The following is a 14,075-nucleotide window of genomic DNA, read 5'->3' as shown; positions in this document are numbered from 1 at the left end:
GATCGCAGCCTCGTTGCACTCGTCAGCTCCTACATTTGCAACGCATTCCCTGTAGGAGCTGACGAGTGCAACGAGGCTGCGATCTTTTGATCTTAAAGTTCGAATCGAAGCTCGGGCCAGATCGGCGACGTACCGCGTTTCTGCGATTCGAGAATCGCCCGGCACAGCGAGCACAGGCGCTGATCCTGGAACACCCGCCGATCAACATTCGACCAGCGCGGTTGCGCCGGCAGCAGAGTGCCGCAGAGCGTGCGATCGGCCGAGCCACCGAGTTCCAGCTGCCGCGTCACCAGATGCACCCGCACTTCCTGGCAGGCGAACAGATCCAGCTGCTCGTCAGGCTCGATCAGTTGGTAGGCAAACAGGGACCAGGCAGGACGCGGCATCGGGGGCTCCAAATTAGGGGGCGCCACATTAGCCGAAAGCCTGCCTCTAGAAAAGCCTCATAACAGCGGTTTTAGCGTCGGCCAGACATTTTCCAGCAACTTGCTCTGAGCACCGGCCGCCGGGTGCAGACCGTCGGCCTGCATCAGCTCCGGATGACCACCGACACCTTCGAGAAAAAACGGCACCAACGGGATGTTTTTCTCTTCGGCGAGCTTGCCGTAAACCTCGGCGAACGAATCGGTGTAGCGCTTGCCATAATTGGGTGGCAACTGCATGCCGAGCAGCAGCACTTTCGCGCCGCTCTGCCGCGAGCTGTCGATCATCGAGGAAAGATTTCGTTGCAATTGCGCTGGCGGCATCCCGCGCAGGCCGTCGTTGCCACCCAACTCGAGGATTACCAGCTCAGGCTTATGCTCTGCAAGCAGCGCCGGCAGCCGCGCCTGGCCTCCGGCACTGGTGTCGCCACTGATCGAGGCGTTGACCACTTTATCGTCGAAACCCTCCTGTTTGAGCCGCTGCTCGAGCAGCGACACCCACCCCAGACGGGTATCCAGGCCGAAACCGGCGCTGATACTATCGCCAACGATCAGGACAGTACCCGCCGCTGCGTTCTGGGCCATGCACATCAAGGCCAGGCCAGCACTCAAAAACCATACACGCATCGGATTCTCCATGGGCGCAAGCATTCTCACCGCGAAGAACCTCAACAAAGTGGTCCCTAGCGCGGAAGGTGAACTGACTATCCTGCACGAACTCAGCCTGGAACTGAACAAGGGCGACAGCCTGGCCATCGTCGGCGCGTCCGGTTCCGGCAAATCCACCCTCCTCGGCCTGCTCGCCGGCCTCGACCTGCCGAGCAGCGGCGAAGTCACCCTCGCCGGCCAGGGCCTGAGCAATCTCGATGAAGACCAGCGCGCACGAATCCGCGCCGAGCACGTCGGGTTCGTCTTCCAGTCGTTCCAGTTGCTCGACAGCCTCAATGCGCTGGAAAACGTCATGCTGCCGCTCGAACTCGATGGCCGCAAAGATGCCCGCGAGCGCGCCACGCAATTGCTCCAGCGCGTCGGCCTCGGCCAGCGCCTGACCCACTCGCCGCGCCAGCTCTCCGGTGGTGAACAGCAGCGCGTGGCCATCGCCCGCGCCTTCGCTGCCGAACCGGACGTGCTGTTCGCCGACGAGCCGACCGGCAACCTCGACAGCCACACCGGCGAGCGCATCAGCGACTTGCTGTTCGAATTGAACAAGGAACGCGGCACCACCCTGGTGCTGGTGACCCACGACGAACGCCTGGCCCATCGCTGCCGGCGCCTGATCCGTCTTGAAGCCGGGCTGCTGGTCGCCCCTCTGGAGCCTTGATGGCACGTCTGCCGCTGTTGCGTCTGTTCAGCCTTGCCCTGCGCCAGCTCATGCGCGATGCCCGCGCCGGTGAGTTGCGCGTGTTGTTCTTTGCGCTGGTGGTGGCCGTCGCGGCGAGCACCGCGATCGGCTACTTCGGCGCCCGCCTCAACGGCGCGATGATGCTGCGCGCTACCGAGTTTCTCGGTGCCGATCTGGTCCTTGAAGGCAGCTCGCCGGCCCGCGAGGAGCAAATCCGCAGCGGCACCGAACTGCGCCTCAATCATGCGCAAGTGGTGGAGTTCTCCAGCGTCATTGCCACCGACAACGGCATTCAGTTATCCAGCATCAAAGCCGTCGACCGTGCCTATCCATTGCGTGGCGAGCTGAAGAGCGCGCCCGCACCCTTTGCCCAAGAAGAAGTCGGCGGCGAACCGCAACCCGGTGAAGCCTGGGTCGAGGCGCGTCTGCTGACCGCGCTGGATCTGAAGATCGGCGACAACATCGACGTCGGCATGAAGACCTTGAAGCTGACCCGCGTGCTGACCTACGAGCCGGATCGCGCTGGCAACTTCTACAGCCTGACGCCACGGGTGCTGATCAATCTTGACGACCTCGCCGCCACCGGCGTGGTGCAACCGGGCAGCCGGGTAAGCTATCGAGAACTGTGGCGCGGTGAACCGCAGACGCTGGAAACCTATCGTGAATTGATCAAACCAGGCCTCGCTGCCAATCAGCGAATCCAGGATGCCCGTGATGGCAACCGACAGATTGGCGGCGCGCTGGGCAAGGCCGAGCGCTACCTGAACATGGCCAGTCTGGTTGCGGTATTGCTGGCTGGCGTAGCCGTGGCGTTGTCGGCGAACCGTTTCGCCAGTCGGCGTTTCGATGCGAGTGCCTTGCTGCGCTGCCTCGGCTTGTCGCGCCGGGAAACCATGGTGCTGTTCAGTCTGCAACTGACTGTGCTCGGCCTGATTGCCGCCATCAGTGGCGCCCTGCTCGGCTGGCTGGCGCAACTGGGGCTGTTCGCGTTGCTGCATGATTTGCTGCCAAGTGACGTACCGCCGGGCGGGCTGTTTCCGGCGATGGCCGGGATTGGCACCGGGCTGGTGGCGCTGGCGGGTTTTGCCTTGCCGCCTTTGGCTGCACTGGGTCGCGTGCCGCCGCTGCGGGTATTGCGCCGCGACATGCTGCCGATCCCCTCAAGTACGTGGATGGTCTACGGCGCGGCGCTGGGTGCGCTGGGCCTGATCATGTGGCGTCTGAGCCTCGACCTGCTGCTGACCTTCGCCCTGCTCGGCGGTGGCGTGGTCGCCGCGCTGGTGCTGGGCGGCCTGCTGTTGTTGCTGCTGCAAAGCCTGCGCCGCATGCTGGCCCGCGCCTCGTTGCCATGGCGTCTGGGCCTTGGCCAGTTGTTGCGGCATCCATTGGCGGCGGCCGGGCAGTCGCTGGCGTTCGGTCTGATCCTGTTGTCGATGGCGCTGATCGCACTGCTGCGCGGCGAACTGCTCGACACCTGGCAGAACCAGCTACCGAAAAATGCGCCGAACTACTTCGCGCTGAATATCCTCCCGGCGGACAAACAGGCTTTCGCCGATCACCTGATCAAGGTGTCGGCGCAAGCGGCGCCGTTGTATCCGGTGGTGCCGGGTCGGTTGATCAGCATCAATGGCGAGGCGGTGCAGCAAATCGTCAGCAAGGAGTCCGCCGGTGACCGCGCCATTCAGCGTGACCTGAGCCTGACCTGGGCGGCGGATCTGCCGGCCGGCAACAAGCTCACCGCCGGCTCGTGGTGGAGCGGCCAGCCGTCCGACGACGTGCCGGGGGTTTCGGTGGAAGGCAAGGTTGCCGAAAGCCTGAAACTCAAACTCGGCGATCACATGGTGTTCAGCGTCGGCGGGGTCAATCGCGAAGCGAAGGTCACCAGCCTGCGCGAGATCAACTGGGACAATTTCCAGCCGAACTTCTTCATGATCTTTCAGCCCGGCACCCTGAAGGATCTGCCGGCGACCTACCTGACCAGTTTCTACCTGGCGCCAGGGCATGATCAGCAGATCGTCGAGCTGTCGCGGACCTTCCCGGCGGTGACCATCCTGCAGGTCGAAGCGTTGCTCGAACAGCTGCGCAGCATCCTCGCTCAGGTCACCCTGGCGGTGGAATATGTGTTGTTGTTTGTTCTGGCTGCGGGGATGGCGGTGCTGTTCTCCGGTCTGCAAGCGACGCTGGATGAGCGCATTCGCCAAGGGGCGCTGTTGCGCGCGCTGGGTGCCGAGCGGCAGTTGCTGATCAAGGCGCGGCGTATCGAATTCGGTTTGTTGGGTGCGGTCAGCGGTCTGCTCGCGGCGATCGGTTCGGAGGTGGTCAGTCTGGTGCTGTACCGCTTCGCCTTCGATCTGCCATGGCATCCGCATCCATGGCTGCTGGTGCTGCCGTTGATTGGCGCCGTGCTGATTGGTGGCGCCGGTGTGTTCGGCACTCGCCGGGCGCTGAACGCCAGCCCGCTGACAGTGTTGCGCGAGGGTTGATAGACTCAAGCGGTCTTAATCACAAGAAGTCGCCATGAGCCGTTATCGCCCTCCCCGCACCGCCGGCACCGCGCTGATCACCCCCGAGGGTGAAGCGCGGATGCGCGCCGAATTCCATGAGTTGTGGCATGTGCGTCGCCCGCAGGTCACCCAGGCGGTGAGTGAAGCGGCGGCGCAGGGTGATCGTTCGGAAAACGCCGAATACACTTACGGCAAGAAGATGCTGCGGGAAATCGACAGCCGCGTGCGCTTTCTCACCAAACGCCTGGAGGCGCTCAAGGTAGTCAGCGAAAAACCCAGCGACCCGAACAAGGTCTATTTCGGCGCCTGGGTAACCATCGAAGACGAAGACGGCAAGCAATCGCGCTACCGCATCGTCGGCCCCGATGAACTGGACCTCAAACTCGGCTTGATCAGTATCGACTCGCCGCTGGCCCGCGCGCTGATCGGTAAGGCACTCGACGCAGAAGTGCGGGTGCAGACGCCGACCGGCGAGCAGTTCGTGTATATCGTGGCGATTGAATATCCGTAAGACCAATCAGCGCCGAGTGATCAGGCCCTGCCGCGCTACGCGGGTCAGTTGCTTGATCATCTCCGGCGCATCTTCTGCGCTCGGCGCCTGAATCACTGCCAGATCGAAGCTGTCCGTAGCGAAACGCGCCAGCGACTCGCCGTCATCGACAAACTGGATCAGGAACGCGGCAGGACCGCCGCTGCGACGTGGCCAGCCATCGAGATAACGCAACAGCGTCGGCTGGTGTTTGCCGCCAAGAAGGATTTTCGGGTTGTGCTGGGTGACATGTGCCGTGATCGGCGCGGGACGTGCTGGAGGGCGTAGTGCGTTCATCGTGTCGTGTCTCTGCCTCAAAAGTCTGCATGGCAGGTGAGAGGCAACACCGAACCAGCGCTTTAGCGGTATTTCGAAGCCCTGTTCCGGCTTCTGACGGTAACTGTAGAAGTCACCTGGCGCCCCGCAAGTAGCTGTTTAAATCGGCGCATGGGCAACATCCTAGAGAACGTGACCGACCAGTGTCAAGAATCCCCCGCAACAAAAAAAGGCCCGCACAATGCGGGCCTTTGCCTTGAGCCAGAGCCTTCAACCGGCGATGGCGCGATCCGCCGAGAGCTTGCCGGCACCTTCGATCAGTACCGCGATGCTGCCGGCCAGCAGAGCCAGAGCAAACTCATAACCGTTGTTGGCCATGAACAGACCGTTGCCGATGTGCACCGAGAAGATCGCCACCAGCGAGAGGAACGCCAGACCGAGTGCCGCCGGGCGTGCCAGCAGGCCGATGATCAGCGCCAGACCGGCGAAGAACTCGGTACCGCCGGCCAGCGAGGCCATCAGATAGCCCGGGGTCAGGCCGATGCTTTCCATCCATTGCGCGGTGCCGGCCAGGCCGTAACCACCGAACAGACCAAAGAGTTTCTGCGAACCGTGGGCGGCGAAGATCACGCCGACAGCAATGCGCAGGACAGTCAGGCCGTAACCGGCGCGGGTGAACAGAACCTTGTTGATCAGAGAGCTCATGGTGCATTCCTTGTTGTGCAGAAGTGTTTGTGTGTTTGGGTTGGTCGCTATATTAATCAGTTTATTTCATGTTTAAAGCGCAAAAATTTCGCCATAACAATCGAATTGTTAGATTATTTCCGTGTGACCACTTTCTGCTGCCGGGGCTCGAGCGACTCACGCTCCCGGTCGAATGCCAGGTAATACTTGTTCACGCTATTAACATAGCTGACGGCGCCCATCCCCACCTGCTCCATGGCGATGCGCTCGACCTGGAAGAACCACTGGTTGGGATTGAGGCCACGGCGGCGGGCTTCCGCGCGCATACCCTGCACGCGCTCGGGGCCGATGTTGTACGCGGCGAGGGTGAAGGCCATGCGCTCACGCTCGTTGAGTTTCGGGCTGCTGAAGAACTTGCGGCGGATCATCGCCAGGTACTTGGCGCCGGCCTGCACATTCGCATCGAGATTCTGGATATTGCTCACGCCGACCCGCTGCGCGGCGGACGGGGTGATCTGCATCAGCCCGGTCGGACCGCTGCCGCTGCGAGCGTTGGGCTGCAGACGCGATTCCTTGAACGCCAGCGCCGCCAGATTGAGCCAGTCCATGTTTTGTGCGTCGGCATGCTTCTGCAGGGTCGGACGGAGTTTTTCCAGACGCTGGCGATCGGCTTTGGCCAGCGGATTGTGCACCTGATAAAGGCGCCGATAGATGCGAAGGAACGCGGCGTCTTCGTCCGACGGTTTCTTGTAACCGGTGAGGAAGCGATCGATGCTCGCGCGCAACATCGACGCATCGCGCCGGACAAACCAATGTTCTTCGCCCGGCTCGCCGAGGCTCAGTTGCCGATCGAGGCGCAGCTTCAGCAGGATCTTGCCCCAGCGTTCGGCAATCGGTTGCTCGACGATGGTCAGGTGGAAAATCCCGCCCTGAACCATCTCCAGCACATCCTCCACCGCCAGCGTCGGATCGACCCATTCGATGTTGATCGGCGCGAGTTTGTGCAGCGCCAGTTTCTGGTTGAGCTGACTGACCACCTCCCCCGCCGCACTACCGGTGGGCAGCGCCAGGGTCTTGCCGGACAGTTGCTCGACCTTGGTGTACCGGCGCTGGCCCTTGATGCCGACCAGCACCAGCGGCACGTTGCTGGCAATCGGCTCACTGCTGGCCACTGCATAGCCCGATGGCAGGTCGAGCAATTCACCGGGCGCGACCATATCGCCTTCGCCGCGCTGCAAGGCGCCGAGCAATTGATCCTTGGCTTTGGGAATGATTTTGAGGGTGACTTCCTGGCCATCACGAGCATGGCCATTGAGGTATTGCTCGAACGCGCGCAGTCGGTGGTACTCGACACCGATGGCCTGGCCCTGGACCTCGCCGGAGCTGTTGCGGCTCTGATTGACCAACACTCGCAACACGCGGCTGCTGCGAATGTCCGAGAGGTCGCGAACCTTGCTCGCCGGCACGGCTTGCAGCGGCCCGGGCAGGCGCGCGACCGCCGTCATCGGCAGCAGCAACGCAGCACACAACAGCAGCAGAACCGAGGGACGATGCATCCACTCTCCGAAAAGAATACGGGGCAATTCGTCGCAAAAAAGACGACATCACCGACGAAAACAGAGCGCTCTGAGCGCTGGTAAAGTGCGAGAGACTGGCACAGTGATGGCATTGTCGCCACCCCGGAGTCCTTCGCGGCCTCAACAGACAGCCATAAGTCTTTGTAGTTCTTGGCTTTTCTTATAAATCTACAGCTCTGATATGCTTTCCGGCCTTCGGCCCGAGGTAGCACCATGCAACTCATCGATATCGGCGTCAACCTGACCAACCCCAGTTTCGCCGACAAACACCAGGCCGTGCTCGACCGCGCCTATGCCGCTGGCGTCTGCCAATTGGTGCTGACCGGCACCAGCGTCGAGGGCAGCGAGCAGGCGCTGGAACTGTGCCAGCAACTGGATGAAAGCGGCCAACGGCTGTTCGCCACCGCCGGTATTCACCCGCATTCGGCCAGCGACTGGAACGCTGACAGCGCCCGTCGCCTGCGCAGTCTGTTGAACGAATCCAGCGTCGTCGCGGTGGGCGAATGCGGGCTGGATTTCAACCGCGACTTCTCCCCGCGCGTGCAACAGGAAAAGGTCCTGGAAGAACATCTGGCGCTGGCCGTGGAGCTGCAATTGCCGGTGTTCCTGCACGAGCGCGATGCCAGCCAGCGCCTGCTGGAGATCCTCAAGGACTTCCGCGATCAACTGCCTGCGGCGGTGGTGCACTGCTTCACTGGCGAGCAAAAGGCCTTGTTCAGCTACCTCGATCTGGATCTGCACATCGGCATCACCGGCTGGATCTGCGACGAACGCCGGGGCACGCATCTGCATCCACTGGTCAAAGAGATCAAAGCGGGACGGCTGATGCTGGAAAGCGACGCGCCATATCTGCTGCCGCGCACGTTGCGGCCGAAGCCGAAAAACGGCCGCAACGAACCGGCGTATCTGAGCGAAGTGCTGCGCGAAGTGGCGTTGCATCGCGGCGAGACCGAGGAAGCGCTGGCCGCACATACCACCGCGTGTGCCCGGGCGTTTTTTAAACTCCCCATTCTCCCCTGACTGCACACGTCCCCTGTGGGAGCGAGCCTGCTCGCGAAGGCGGTGGATCAGCTACAAATGGGCTGAATGACGCAGCGCTTTCGCGAGCAGGCTCGCTCCCACAATAGATCTCGGCATCTGTTGATTCATATCAAAACTCCCGAATCTGCATAGCGGCACAATAATGGCACCTTGCCAAAACTGTTTCCGCTATCAGAGAAGACCTCCATGGGTGCCTGGCTTAGCAACATCTCGCTGAAATATAAATTCTGGGCGGTCAACGCGGTCGCCTTTGTCACCACCCTGCTGTTGGTTTTGTACGCCGTGCATCTCGAACAACAGGCCCGTAGCCACGCCGCGCAGGTGTCCGCGCAGGCGCAGGCGCAGTTGCTCAAGGCCTGGCCGACCGGGCAACCGTTGCCCAAGTCCGCTCAGGTGCTGAGCTTCAAGCGCGGTGAAGCGCCGCGTCTCAATGATCAACCGCTGCTGGAAATCAGCGGCAGCAACGGCTGGAACGCCATCAATGAAATGCCACTGTTCGGCGACAACCCATTGATGGGCGCCGAAGTGTTCAGCCGTGCCGACGGTGAGCAAGTGGCCGTCATCGCCTATGCCCCGAGCCTGAGCCAGGTGTTTAGCGAGCGTTTCGCCAACTATGCATTGGCGGTCTTCGTCCTGATGCTGGCGATGCTCGGCGCCTCGCAACTGTTGATCCGCTTTCTGCTCAGCCAGCTCAACACGTTGAAAGACGTGATGCTGCACGTTGAAAAAACCGGCGATCTTTCTGCTCGTGTGCCGCTGGTGGGCAAGGACGAAGTGGGGCAGATGGCCAATGCCTTCAACGCCATGCAGGCCGGTTATCAACGCGTCGTGAGCACCGTTGCCAGCACCGCGCGACAATTGGACGACGGTGCAGCGCGGCTGGCATCGAGCATGAATGATGTGCGCCACGGCATGCTCGGCCAGCAAAGCGAAACCGACCAGGCTGCCACCGCGATCAACGAAATGACCGCCACCGTTTATCACATCGCGCAACACGCCGGTGCCACCCGCGATCTGTCGAAAACCGCCGATGGTCTCGCTGGAAGCGGTCAGCAGGTGGTGGCGCGGGTGCAGCAATCGATTGCCGGGTTGTCCAGCGGCGTGCAGCAGACGGCAGACATGATTCAACGCCTGGCCGAGGACAGCCAGAAGATCAACGGCGTGGTCAGCGTGATTCACAGCATTGCCGAACAGACCAATCTGCTCGCGCTGAATGCGGCGATCGAAGCGGCCCGCGCCGGGGAGATGGGGCGCGGCTTTGCCGTGGTCGCCGATGAAGTGCGCAACCTCGCCAAGCGCGTGCAGGCGTCCACCGACGAGATCACCGGCATGATCGCCGCGTTGCAGGCCGGCACCCGCGATGCGGTGGATTTCATGCAGGAGAGTTCATACAAGGCCGACGACTGCGTGCAGCAGGCGCAGGAGGCTGGCGCGGCGCTGGCGGAAATCACCGGAGCGGTGGCGCAGATGCGCGAAAGCAACACGCAGATTGCCGTGGCGGCGGAACAGCAGAGTCAGGTCGCCGAGGAGATGAACCGGGCGGTGGTGAGTATTCGTGACGTGACTGAAAATACCGTGCAGCAGACGGTGGATTCGGCGACGACCAGTAATGAGCTGGCTACATTGGCCGGGGAGTTGAACAAGGCGATAGGTCAGTTGAAATTGTGAGTCCGCTTTCGCGAGCAGGCTCGCTCCCACATGCACCATTGAATCAATGTGGGAGCGAGCCTGCTCGCGAAGGCGTCAGAGGCATCTACATCGAATCCTGCGATGACGGCTATCACTTCAATAGCCAACCTTGATTCGCCGCCCTCCGCGCCCGGGCCTATTCTTCAACCATGAAGTTCAACATGGATCGAGGAGTAGCAAACATGGGCAAACGTCACCCCAACCTTCCCGCGTGGCAATGGCGCGCCTACCCGGGCAATCATCAGCATCCGACCAATCTGGTTCTGCACCTGATTGCCGTGCCGCTGTTCATCGTGGCGTTTCTGTTGATCGTGTCGGGGGTGTTCAGCCTGAGCCTGGCCAGCGTCGCCATCGGCGTGATCGGTATCATCGCGGCGCTGGGTCTGCAGCGCCACGGTCACGGCCTGGAGGCGCAAGCCTCCGAGCCGTTCAGTGATCGCAAAGATGCCGTGTCACGTTTGCTGGTCGAGCAGTTTCTGACCTTTCCGCGGTTCTTTCTCAGCGGTGGCTGGTGGCGCGCCTGGCGTGAGCGCCACCGTCGGCATTGAGTCAGGCGAAGATCGTCACGGTCTGCCGACTCATGGCAATCAACTCCCCTTTCGCACTCCACAACTTCGCGGCAACATGACCGTAACCGTCGGCCGCGTATTCGATGTCGGCCAGGTATTGGCACCAGTCCAGCGTGCTCAAGTCGTGTAACGGCTGCACGAATTCGATGGTCCAGGTCAGCGTGCTACCCGGCGCCGGTTTCTTCAGATACGGCAACAGCGCCGGCGGCCAGGCATCCACCAGCGCCAGCAGATGCGCCTCGTTGACCGGCTCCTCTTTGACATCCCCACGCAACCGCACCCAGCCGCCCATCAAGCGTGATGGCGTGTTGGAGAACGGAATACCGCCGACGCTCCAGCGCATCGCCAGATGGCGCATGAATTCCGGGGTCACGCCTTTGATGTAGGGCAGCTCCTGGCACTCGTCCCAGTGTTTCATGGTGGGCGCCGGATAGGCTTCGACGGCGACTACCGAAGGCCGCGAGGCACCGAAGCTGCCCTGAATGATCGTCACCACTTGGCCATTTTGCATGGCGCGACCCAACACCTGGCTGACGGCTTTGCCTTCACGCAGCACATCGACTTCGAAACTCACCGGCACCTCCGGCTCGACCGGGCCGACAAAGGTAATCGCCAGCGAACGCACGGGGCGCTCCGTCGGCACCCTGGCGCGCATGGCTTCAAATTGCAGCGCAGCCACCAGCCCGCCAAAACTGGCACGGCCCTGCCCCCATTCGGCGGGGATCGTCACTTCAGGTTGTTGGCGGACAGCATCGAGCAGATCGCAAAAGCGCATGGCAACCTCGGAAAACGAGAAAGGAATGCGCGGATCTTACCCAGCCCCGGGCGGCGGCGCAGCGTCTATTCCGGTCAAATGGGCTGACAGATAGGCCTTGGCCCGATTCCTTCAAGCGACAAATCACCTTGTGGGAGCGAGCCCTGCTCGCGAAAGCGGTCGATCAGTCGACAACGATTGCGACTGACACGGCCCCTTCGCGAGCAGGCTCGCTCCCACAGGGGAACAGAGCCATCTTCAGGAGTGTTTGAAACACGTCGCGCTGAGCTTTTCCAGCACTTGATCGGCCTTCAGCTCTGCCTTGATCAACCCCGCCTGCCAGGTGGCCACGCACGGTTGCAGATCGGCTTCCTGCTCGGCGCGGGCCAGCCATTGCCAGCAATCGTGCCAATCGCCCAGTGCGCCTTGCGCCGATTTCAGGCGTTTGTAAGCCGGTTTCGGCAAGCGATCCAGCTCGGGATAGGCTTCGATGCCATAGCGTACGCGCTTGATCAGCAGGCGCAGACGATGGCGGTCATGGGCGGGATCGTGCAGCGCCGCATCGAGCTTCTGCCATTGTTTGCCCAAGCGTTTTTCAATGCGTTTATCCAGATCCTTGAGCAGACCCTGACGCTGCGACGCGCGCAAGAATCGTGGAAAGGCGTCGAGAATCATCAGCAGCGAAGCCAGTTCCGCACTCGCCGCCAGCGCCGGATACGCCTCGGCCATTTGCGCCAGACGCCGCTGCGCAGCCTCGGGTTGTTCATGCTCGAGCAGATACGCCGCCAACACTTCGCGATCACGCCACGGCGTGGTCAGATCACCCACTGCCGAAGCCGCCGCCTCCAGTTGCTCGACTCCCGGCAAGCCGCGCAACGGCCGCAACAGACTGCGCAAGCGCCGCACCGTAGTGCGCAAATCATGCAACGCCTCGGGATCAGTGCGCGCAGTCAAGCGCGCCTGACATGCCAGCAGCCGCACATCCAGGCTCAAAACATGAGCCACCAAGCGATCGATCATGGGGGTCTACTCCGTAGACAGCTGCAAGCTTCTAGCTACAAGCTTCAAGCTGAATGGGGTCGCTTTGAGCTTGCCGCTTGCAGCTTGAAACTTGCAGCTGCTTTTTTAACGTCCTGCGCGGGATTCGCGGATGTAGAAGCGGGCTTTCTCGGCTTTCTTGCTGCAGCCTTCGAAGCCTTCGAATTGTTGCTGGGTCTTGGCGGCGGTCAGCAGCGACAGCGCTTTGGAATAGCTGACGGTGCCGGCGAAGCCTTCAGCCTTGGCCAGGTCCAGTTCGTGCCAGGCCGCGTCGAGTTGGCTGCCGCAGCTGTCGCGGTACGCGGTTTTGCCGGCGCAACCGGCCAGAACCAGAGCCATCAACGGTACACAGATCCAGGCTTTCATCACTCACACCTCAAGGTAGGTCAACAGTCGTGCAGGTAAGACGGTCAAGCGGCGAAAAAGTGCCTCGCTGAGCGGTCAAACCACGTGGCGCAGAGCATAGCGCGCAAGCGTGCGCCGCGAACGAAAAACGACGTCACCGCTTCGCGCAACGACCTTGGCGATTGAGCCGCTTGGCCGATGCGTGCATTGTGCAGGCTTGTCGGGAGGAAGTTTGATGAAAAAGCGTGTCGCACTGGTGCTGGGCTCAGGTGGCGCCCGGGGCTATGCCCATATCGGCGTTATCGAAGAAATTGAAAAACGCGGCTACGACATCGCCTGCATTGCCGGTTGTTCGATGGGCGCGGTGGTCGGCGGGATCTATGCCGCCGGCAAACTGGATGAGTACCGGCGCTGGATCGAAAGCCTTGATTACCTCGACGTGCTGCGCCTGGTCGATGTGAGTTTCCGTCTCGGCGCGATTCGCGGCGAAAAGGTCTTCGGGCAGATCCGCAAGATCGTCGGCGAGATCAACATCGAAGACCTGCGCATCCCCTACACCGCCGTCGCCGCCGATCTGACCAACCAGCAGGAAATCTGGTTTCAGGAAGGCTGCCTGCATCAGGCCATGCGCGCCTCGGCGGCGATTCCCAGCCTGTTTACCCCGGTGATGCAGGGCAACCGCATGCTGGTCGACGGCGGCATTCTCAATCCGTTGCCGATCGTTCCGGTGGTATCGAGCCATTGCGACCTGATCATCGCGGTCAACCTCAACGCCACCAATCAGCGCCAGTACAAGTTGCCGGTGATCGAGCGACCGGCGGCGTTCCGTTCGCGCTTCGACAGCCTGATCAAATCCATGGGTTCGAAGTTGCCGTTCCGGCGTAAACAGGCCGAGCAATTGTTGAAGCTGGAACAGGAAGCCCTGCGCGCCGAGGCAGCGGAGATCAATCCGTGGCTCGAAGGCGTCGAACCGGAAAGCCAGCAACCGGCCGCCGCCCCGGAACGCGAAGGCGCACCGAAATCCGCCACCGGTTCGTTCATCATCGATAACGTCGGGCCGGCGTCGTTGCTGGATCTGATCAACCAGAGTTTCGAGGTGATGCAGACCTCACTGGCGCAGTACAAGATTGCCGGGTATCCGCCGGATATCCTGATCAACGTGCCGAAGCGGGTGTGCCGGTTTTTCGAGTTCTACAAGGCGCCGGAGTTGATCGCCCTGGGGCGGGAGATTGCCAGTGATACGCTGGATCGGTATGAGCAGGAGCAGGGTTGATCTGATGCGGATTTTTCGGAATATTTGATGGC

General features: G+C 61.7%; 15 protein-coding genes. 7 read left to right on the top strand and 8 right to left on the bottom strand.

The features are described from left to right. Positions 1 to 92: 92 nt before the first annotated feature. Both D8U71_RS20060 and D8U71_RS20055 read right to left on the bottom strand, forming a co-directional pair. Complete coding sequence (locus tag D8U71_RS20060) at positions 93 to 386, bottom strand: hypothetical protein (protein WP_016770881.1); 294 nt, start codon at positions 384 to 386, stop codon at positions 93 to 95. A 57-nt stretch (positions 387 to 443) separates the two neighbouring features. Further along, the gene (locus D8U71_RS20055) at positions 444 to 1,049 is read right to left on the bottom strand and encodes an arylesterase (RefSeq protein ID WP_177434126.1); all 606 of its coding nucleotides are present in this window, start codon (positions 1,047 to 1,049) and stop codon (positions 444 to 446) included. A 10-nt stretch (positions 1,050 to 1,059) separates the two neighbouring features. On the opposite strand from D8U71_RS20055, the gene D8U71_RS20050 reads away from it, so the two are divergent. From D8U71_RS20050 to greB, 3 genes are read left to right on the top strand one after another with little or no spacing between them, the layout of a single operon-like run. Then, positions 1,060 to 1,743, top strand: a complete 684-nt coding sequence (locus D8U71_RS20050; RefSeq protein WP_130888508.1) for an ABC transporter ATP-binding protein — start codon at positions 1,060 to 1,062, stop codon at positions 1,741 to 1,743. Further along, positions 1,743 to 4,247, top strand: a complete 2,505-nt coding sequence (locus tag D8U71_RS20045) for an ABC transporter permease (protein ID WP_125926350.1) — start codon at positions 1,743 to 1,745, stop codon at positions 4,245 to 4,247. Before D8U71_RS20050 ends, D8U71_RS20045 begins: the two co-directional genes overlap by 1 nt. Before the next feature lie 34 nt (positions 4,248 to 4,281). Further along, complete coding sequence (gene greB, locus D8U71_RS20040) at positions 4,282 to 4,779, top strand: transcription elongation factor GreB (RefSeq protein WP_016770885.1); 498 nt, start codon at positions 4,282 to 4,284, stop codon at positions 4,777 to 4,779. Between the two features lie 6 nt (positions 4,780 to 4,785). Here greB and D8U71_RS20035 read toward each other — a convergent pair whose 3' ends face one another. The 3 genes from D8U71_RS20035 to D8U71_RS20025 all read right to left on the bottom strand — a co-directional run bounded on the left by D8U71_RS20035 (position 4,786) and on the right by D8U71_RS20025 (position 7,313). Beyond that, a complete protein-coding gene (locus tag D8U71_RS20035; RefSeq protein ID WP_123443538.1) occupies positions 4,786 to 5,094 on the bottom strand; it encodes a class I SAM-dependent methyltransferase in 309 nt (102 codons plus the stop codon). A gap of 249 nt (positions 5,095 to 5,343) precedes the next feature. Further along, positions 5,344 to 5,778, bottom strand: coding sequence for a DoxX family protein (locus tag D8U71_RS20030; RefSeq protein WP_016770887.1), 435 nt, complete (start codon positions 5,776 to 5,778; stop codon positions 5,344 to 5,346). A gap of 113 nt (positions 5,779 to 5,891) precedes the next feature. Next, complete coding sequence (locus D8U71_RS20025) at positions 5,892 to 7,313, bottom strand: transglycosylase SLT domain-containing protein (RefSeq protein ID WP_130888507.1); 1,422 nt, start codon at positions 7,311 to 7,313, stop codon at positions 5,892 to 5,894. Positions 7,314 to 7,547: 234 nt separating this feature from the next. Between D8U71_RS20025 and D8U71_RS20020 the strand changes: the two genes are divergently transcribed. The 3 genes from D8U71_RS20020 to D8U71_RS20010 all read left to right on the top strand — a co-directional run bounded on the left by D8U71_RS20020 (position 7,548) and on the right by D8U71_RS20010 (position 10,612). Then, the gene (locus tag D8U71_RS20020; protein ID WP_130888506.1) at positions 7,548 to 8,354 is read left to right on the top strand and encodes a TatD family hydrolase; all 807 of its coding nucleotides are present in this window, start codon (positions 7,548 to 7,550) and stop codon (positions 8,352 to 8,354) included. Between the two features lie 207 nt (positions 8,355 to 8,561). After that, positions 8,562 to 10,043: a methyl-accepting chemotaxis protein gene (locus D8U71_RS20015; protein WP_130888505.1), complete on the top strand. Its 1,482-nt coding sequence runs from the start codon at positions 8,562 to 8,564 to the stop codon at positions 10,041 to 10,043. Between the two features lie 203 nt (positions 10,044 to 10,246). Beyond that, positions 10,247 to 10,612: an Mpo1-like protein gene (locus D8U71_RS20010; RefSeq protein ID WP_016770891.1), complete on the top strand. Its 366-nt coding sequence runs from the start codon at positions 10,247 to 10,249 to the stop codon at positions 10,610 to 10,612. A 1-nt stretch (position 10,613) separates the two neighbouring features. Here D8U71_RS20010 and D8U71_RS20005 read toward each other — a convergent pair whose 3' ends face one another. The 3 genes from D8U71_RS20005 to D8U71_RS19995 all read right to left on the bottom strand — a co-directional run bounded on the left by D8U71_RS20005 (position 10,614) and on the right by D8U71_RS19995 (position 12,791). After that, positions 10,614 to 11,408, bottom strand: a complete 795-nt coding sequence (locus D8U71_RS20005) for an acyl-CoA thioesterase domain-containing protein (RefSeq protein ID WP_130888504.1) — start codon at positions 11,406 to 11,408, stop codon at positions 10,614 to 10,616. A gap of 237 nt (positions 11,409 to 11,645) precedes the next feature. Next, entirely contained in the window at positions 11,646 to 12,407 is a 762-nt protein-coding gene (locus D8U71_RS20000; RefSeq protein ID WP_130888503.1) for a CHAD domain-containing protein, read from the bottom strand. Positions 12,408 to 12,512: 105 nt separating this feature from the next. Next, positions 12,513 to 12,791 carry a hypothetical protein gene (locus D8U71_RS19995; protein ID WP_016770894.1) on the bottom strand — a complete coding sequence of 93 codons (279 nt, stop codon included), beginning with the start codon at positions 12,789 to 12,791 and terminating at the stop codon, positions 12,513 to 12,515. 214 nt (positions 12,792 to 13,005) lie between these two features. On the opposite strand from D8U71_RS19995, the gene D8U71_RS19990 reads away from it, so the two are divergent. Further along, positions 13,006 to 14,043 carry a patatin-like phospholipase family protein gene (locus D8U71_RS19990; protein ID WP_039759961.1) on the top strand — a complete coding sequence of 346 codons (1,038 nt, stop codon included), beginning with the start codon at positions 13,006 to 13,008 and terminating at the stop codon, positions 14,041 to 14,043. The last annotated feature ends 32 nt before the right edge of the window (positions 14,044 to 14,075 follow it).

It is taken from the genome of Pseudomonas sp. Sample_21, from assembly GCF_004307525.1.
Lineage (GTDB): Bacteria > Pseudomonadota > Gammaproteobacteria > Pseudomonadales > Pseudomonadaceae > Aquipseudomonas > Aquipseudomonas atacamensis.
The sequence above is the reverse complement of the archived record's forward strand: the minus strand, read 5'-3'. Positions and strand labels throughout refer to the sequence as shown.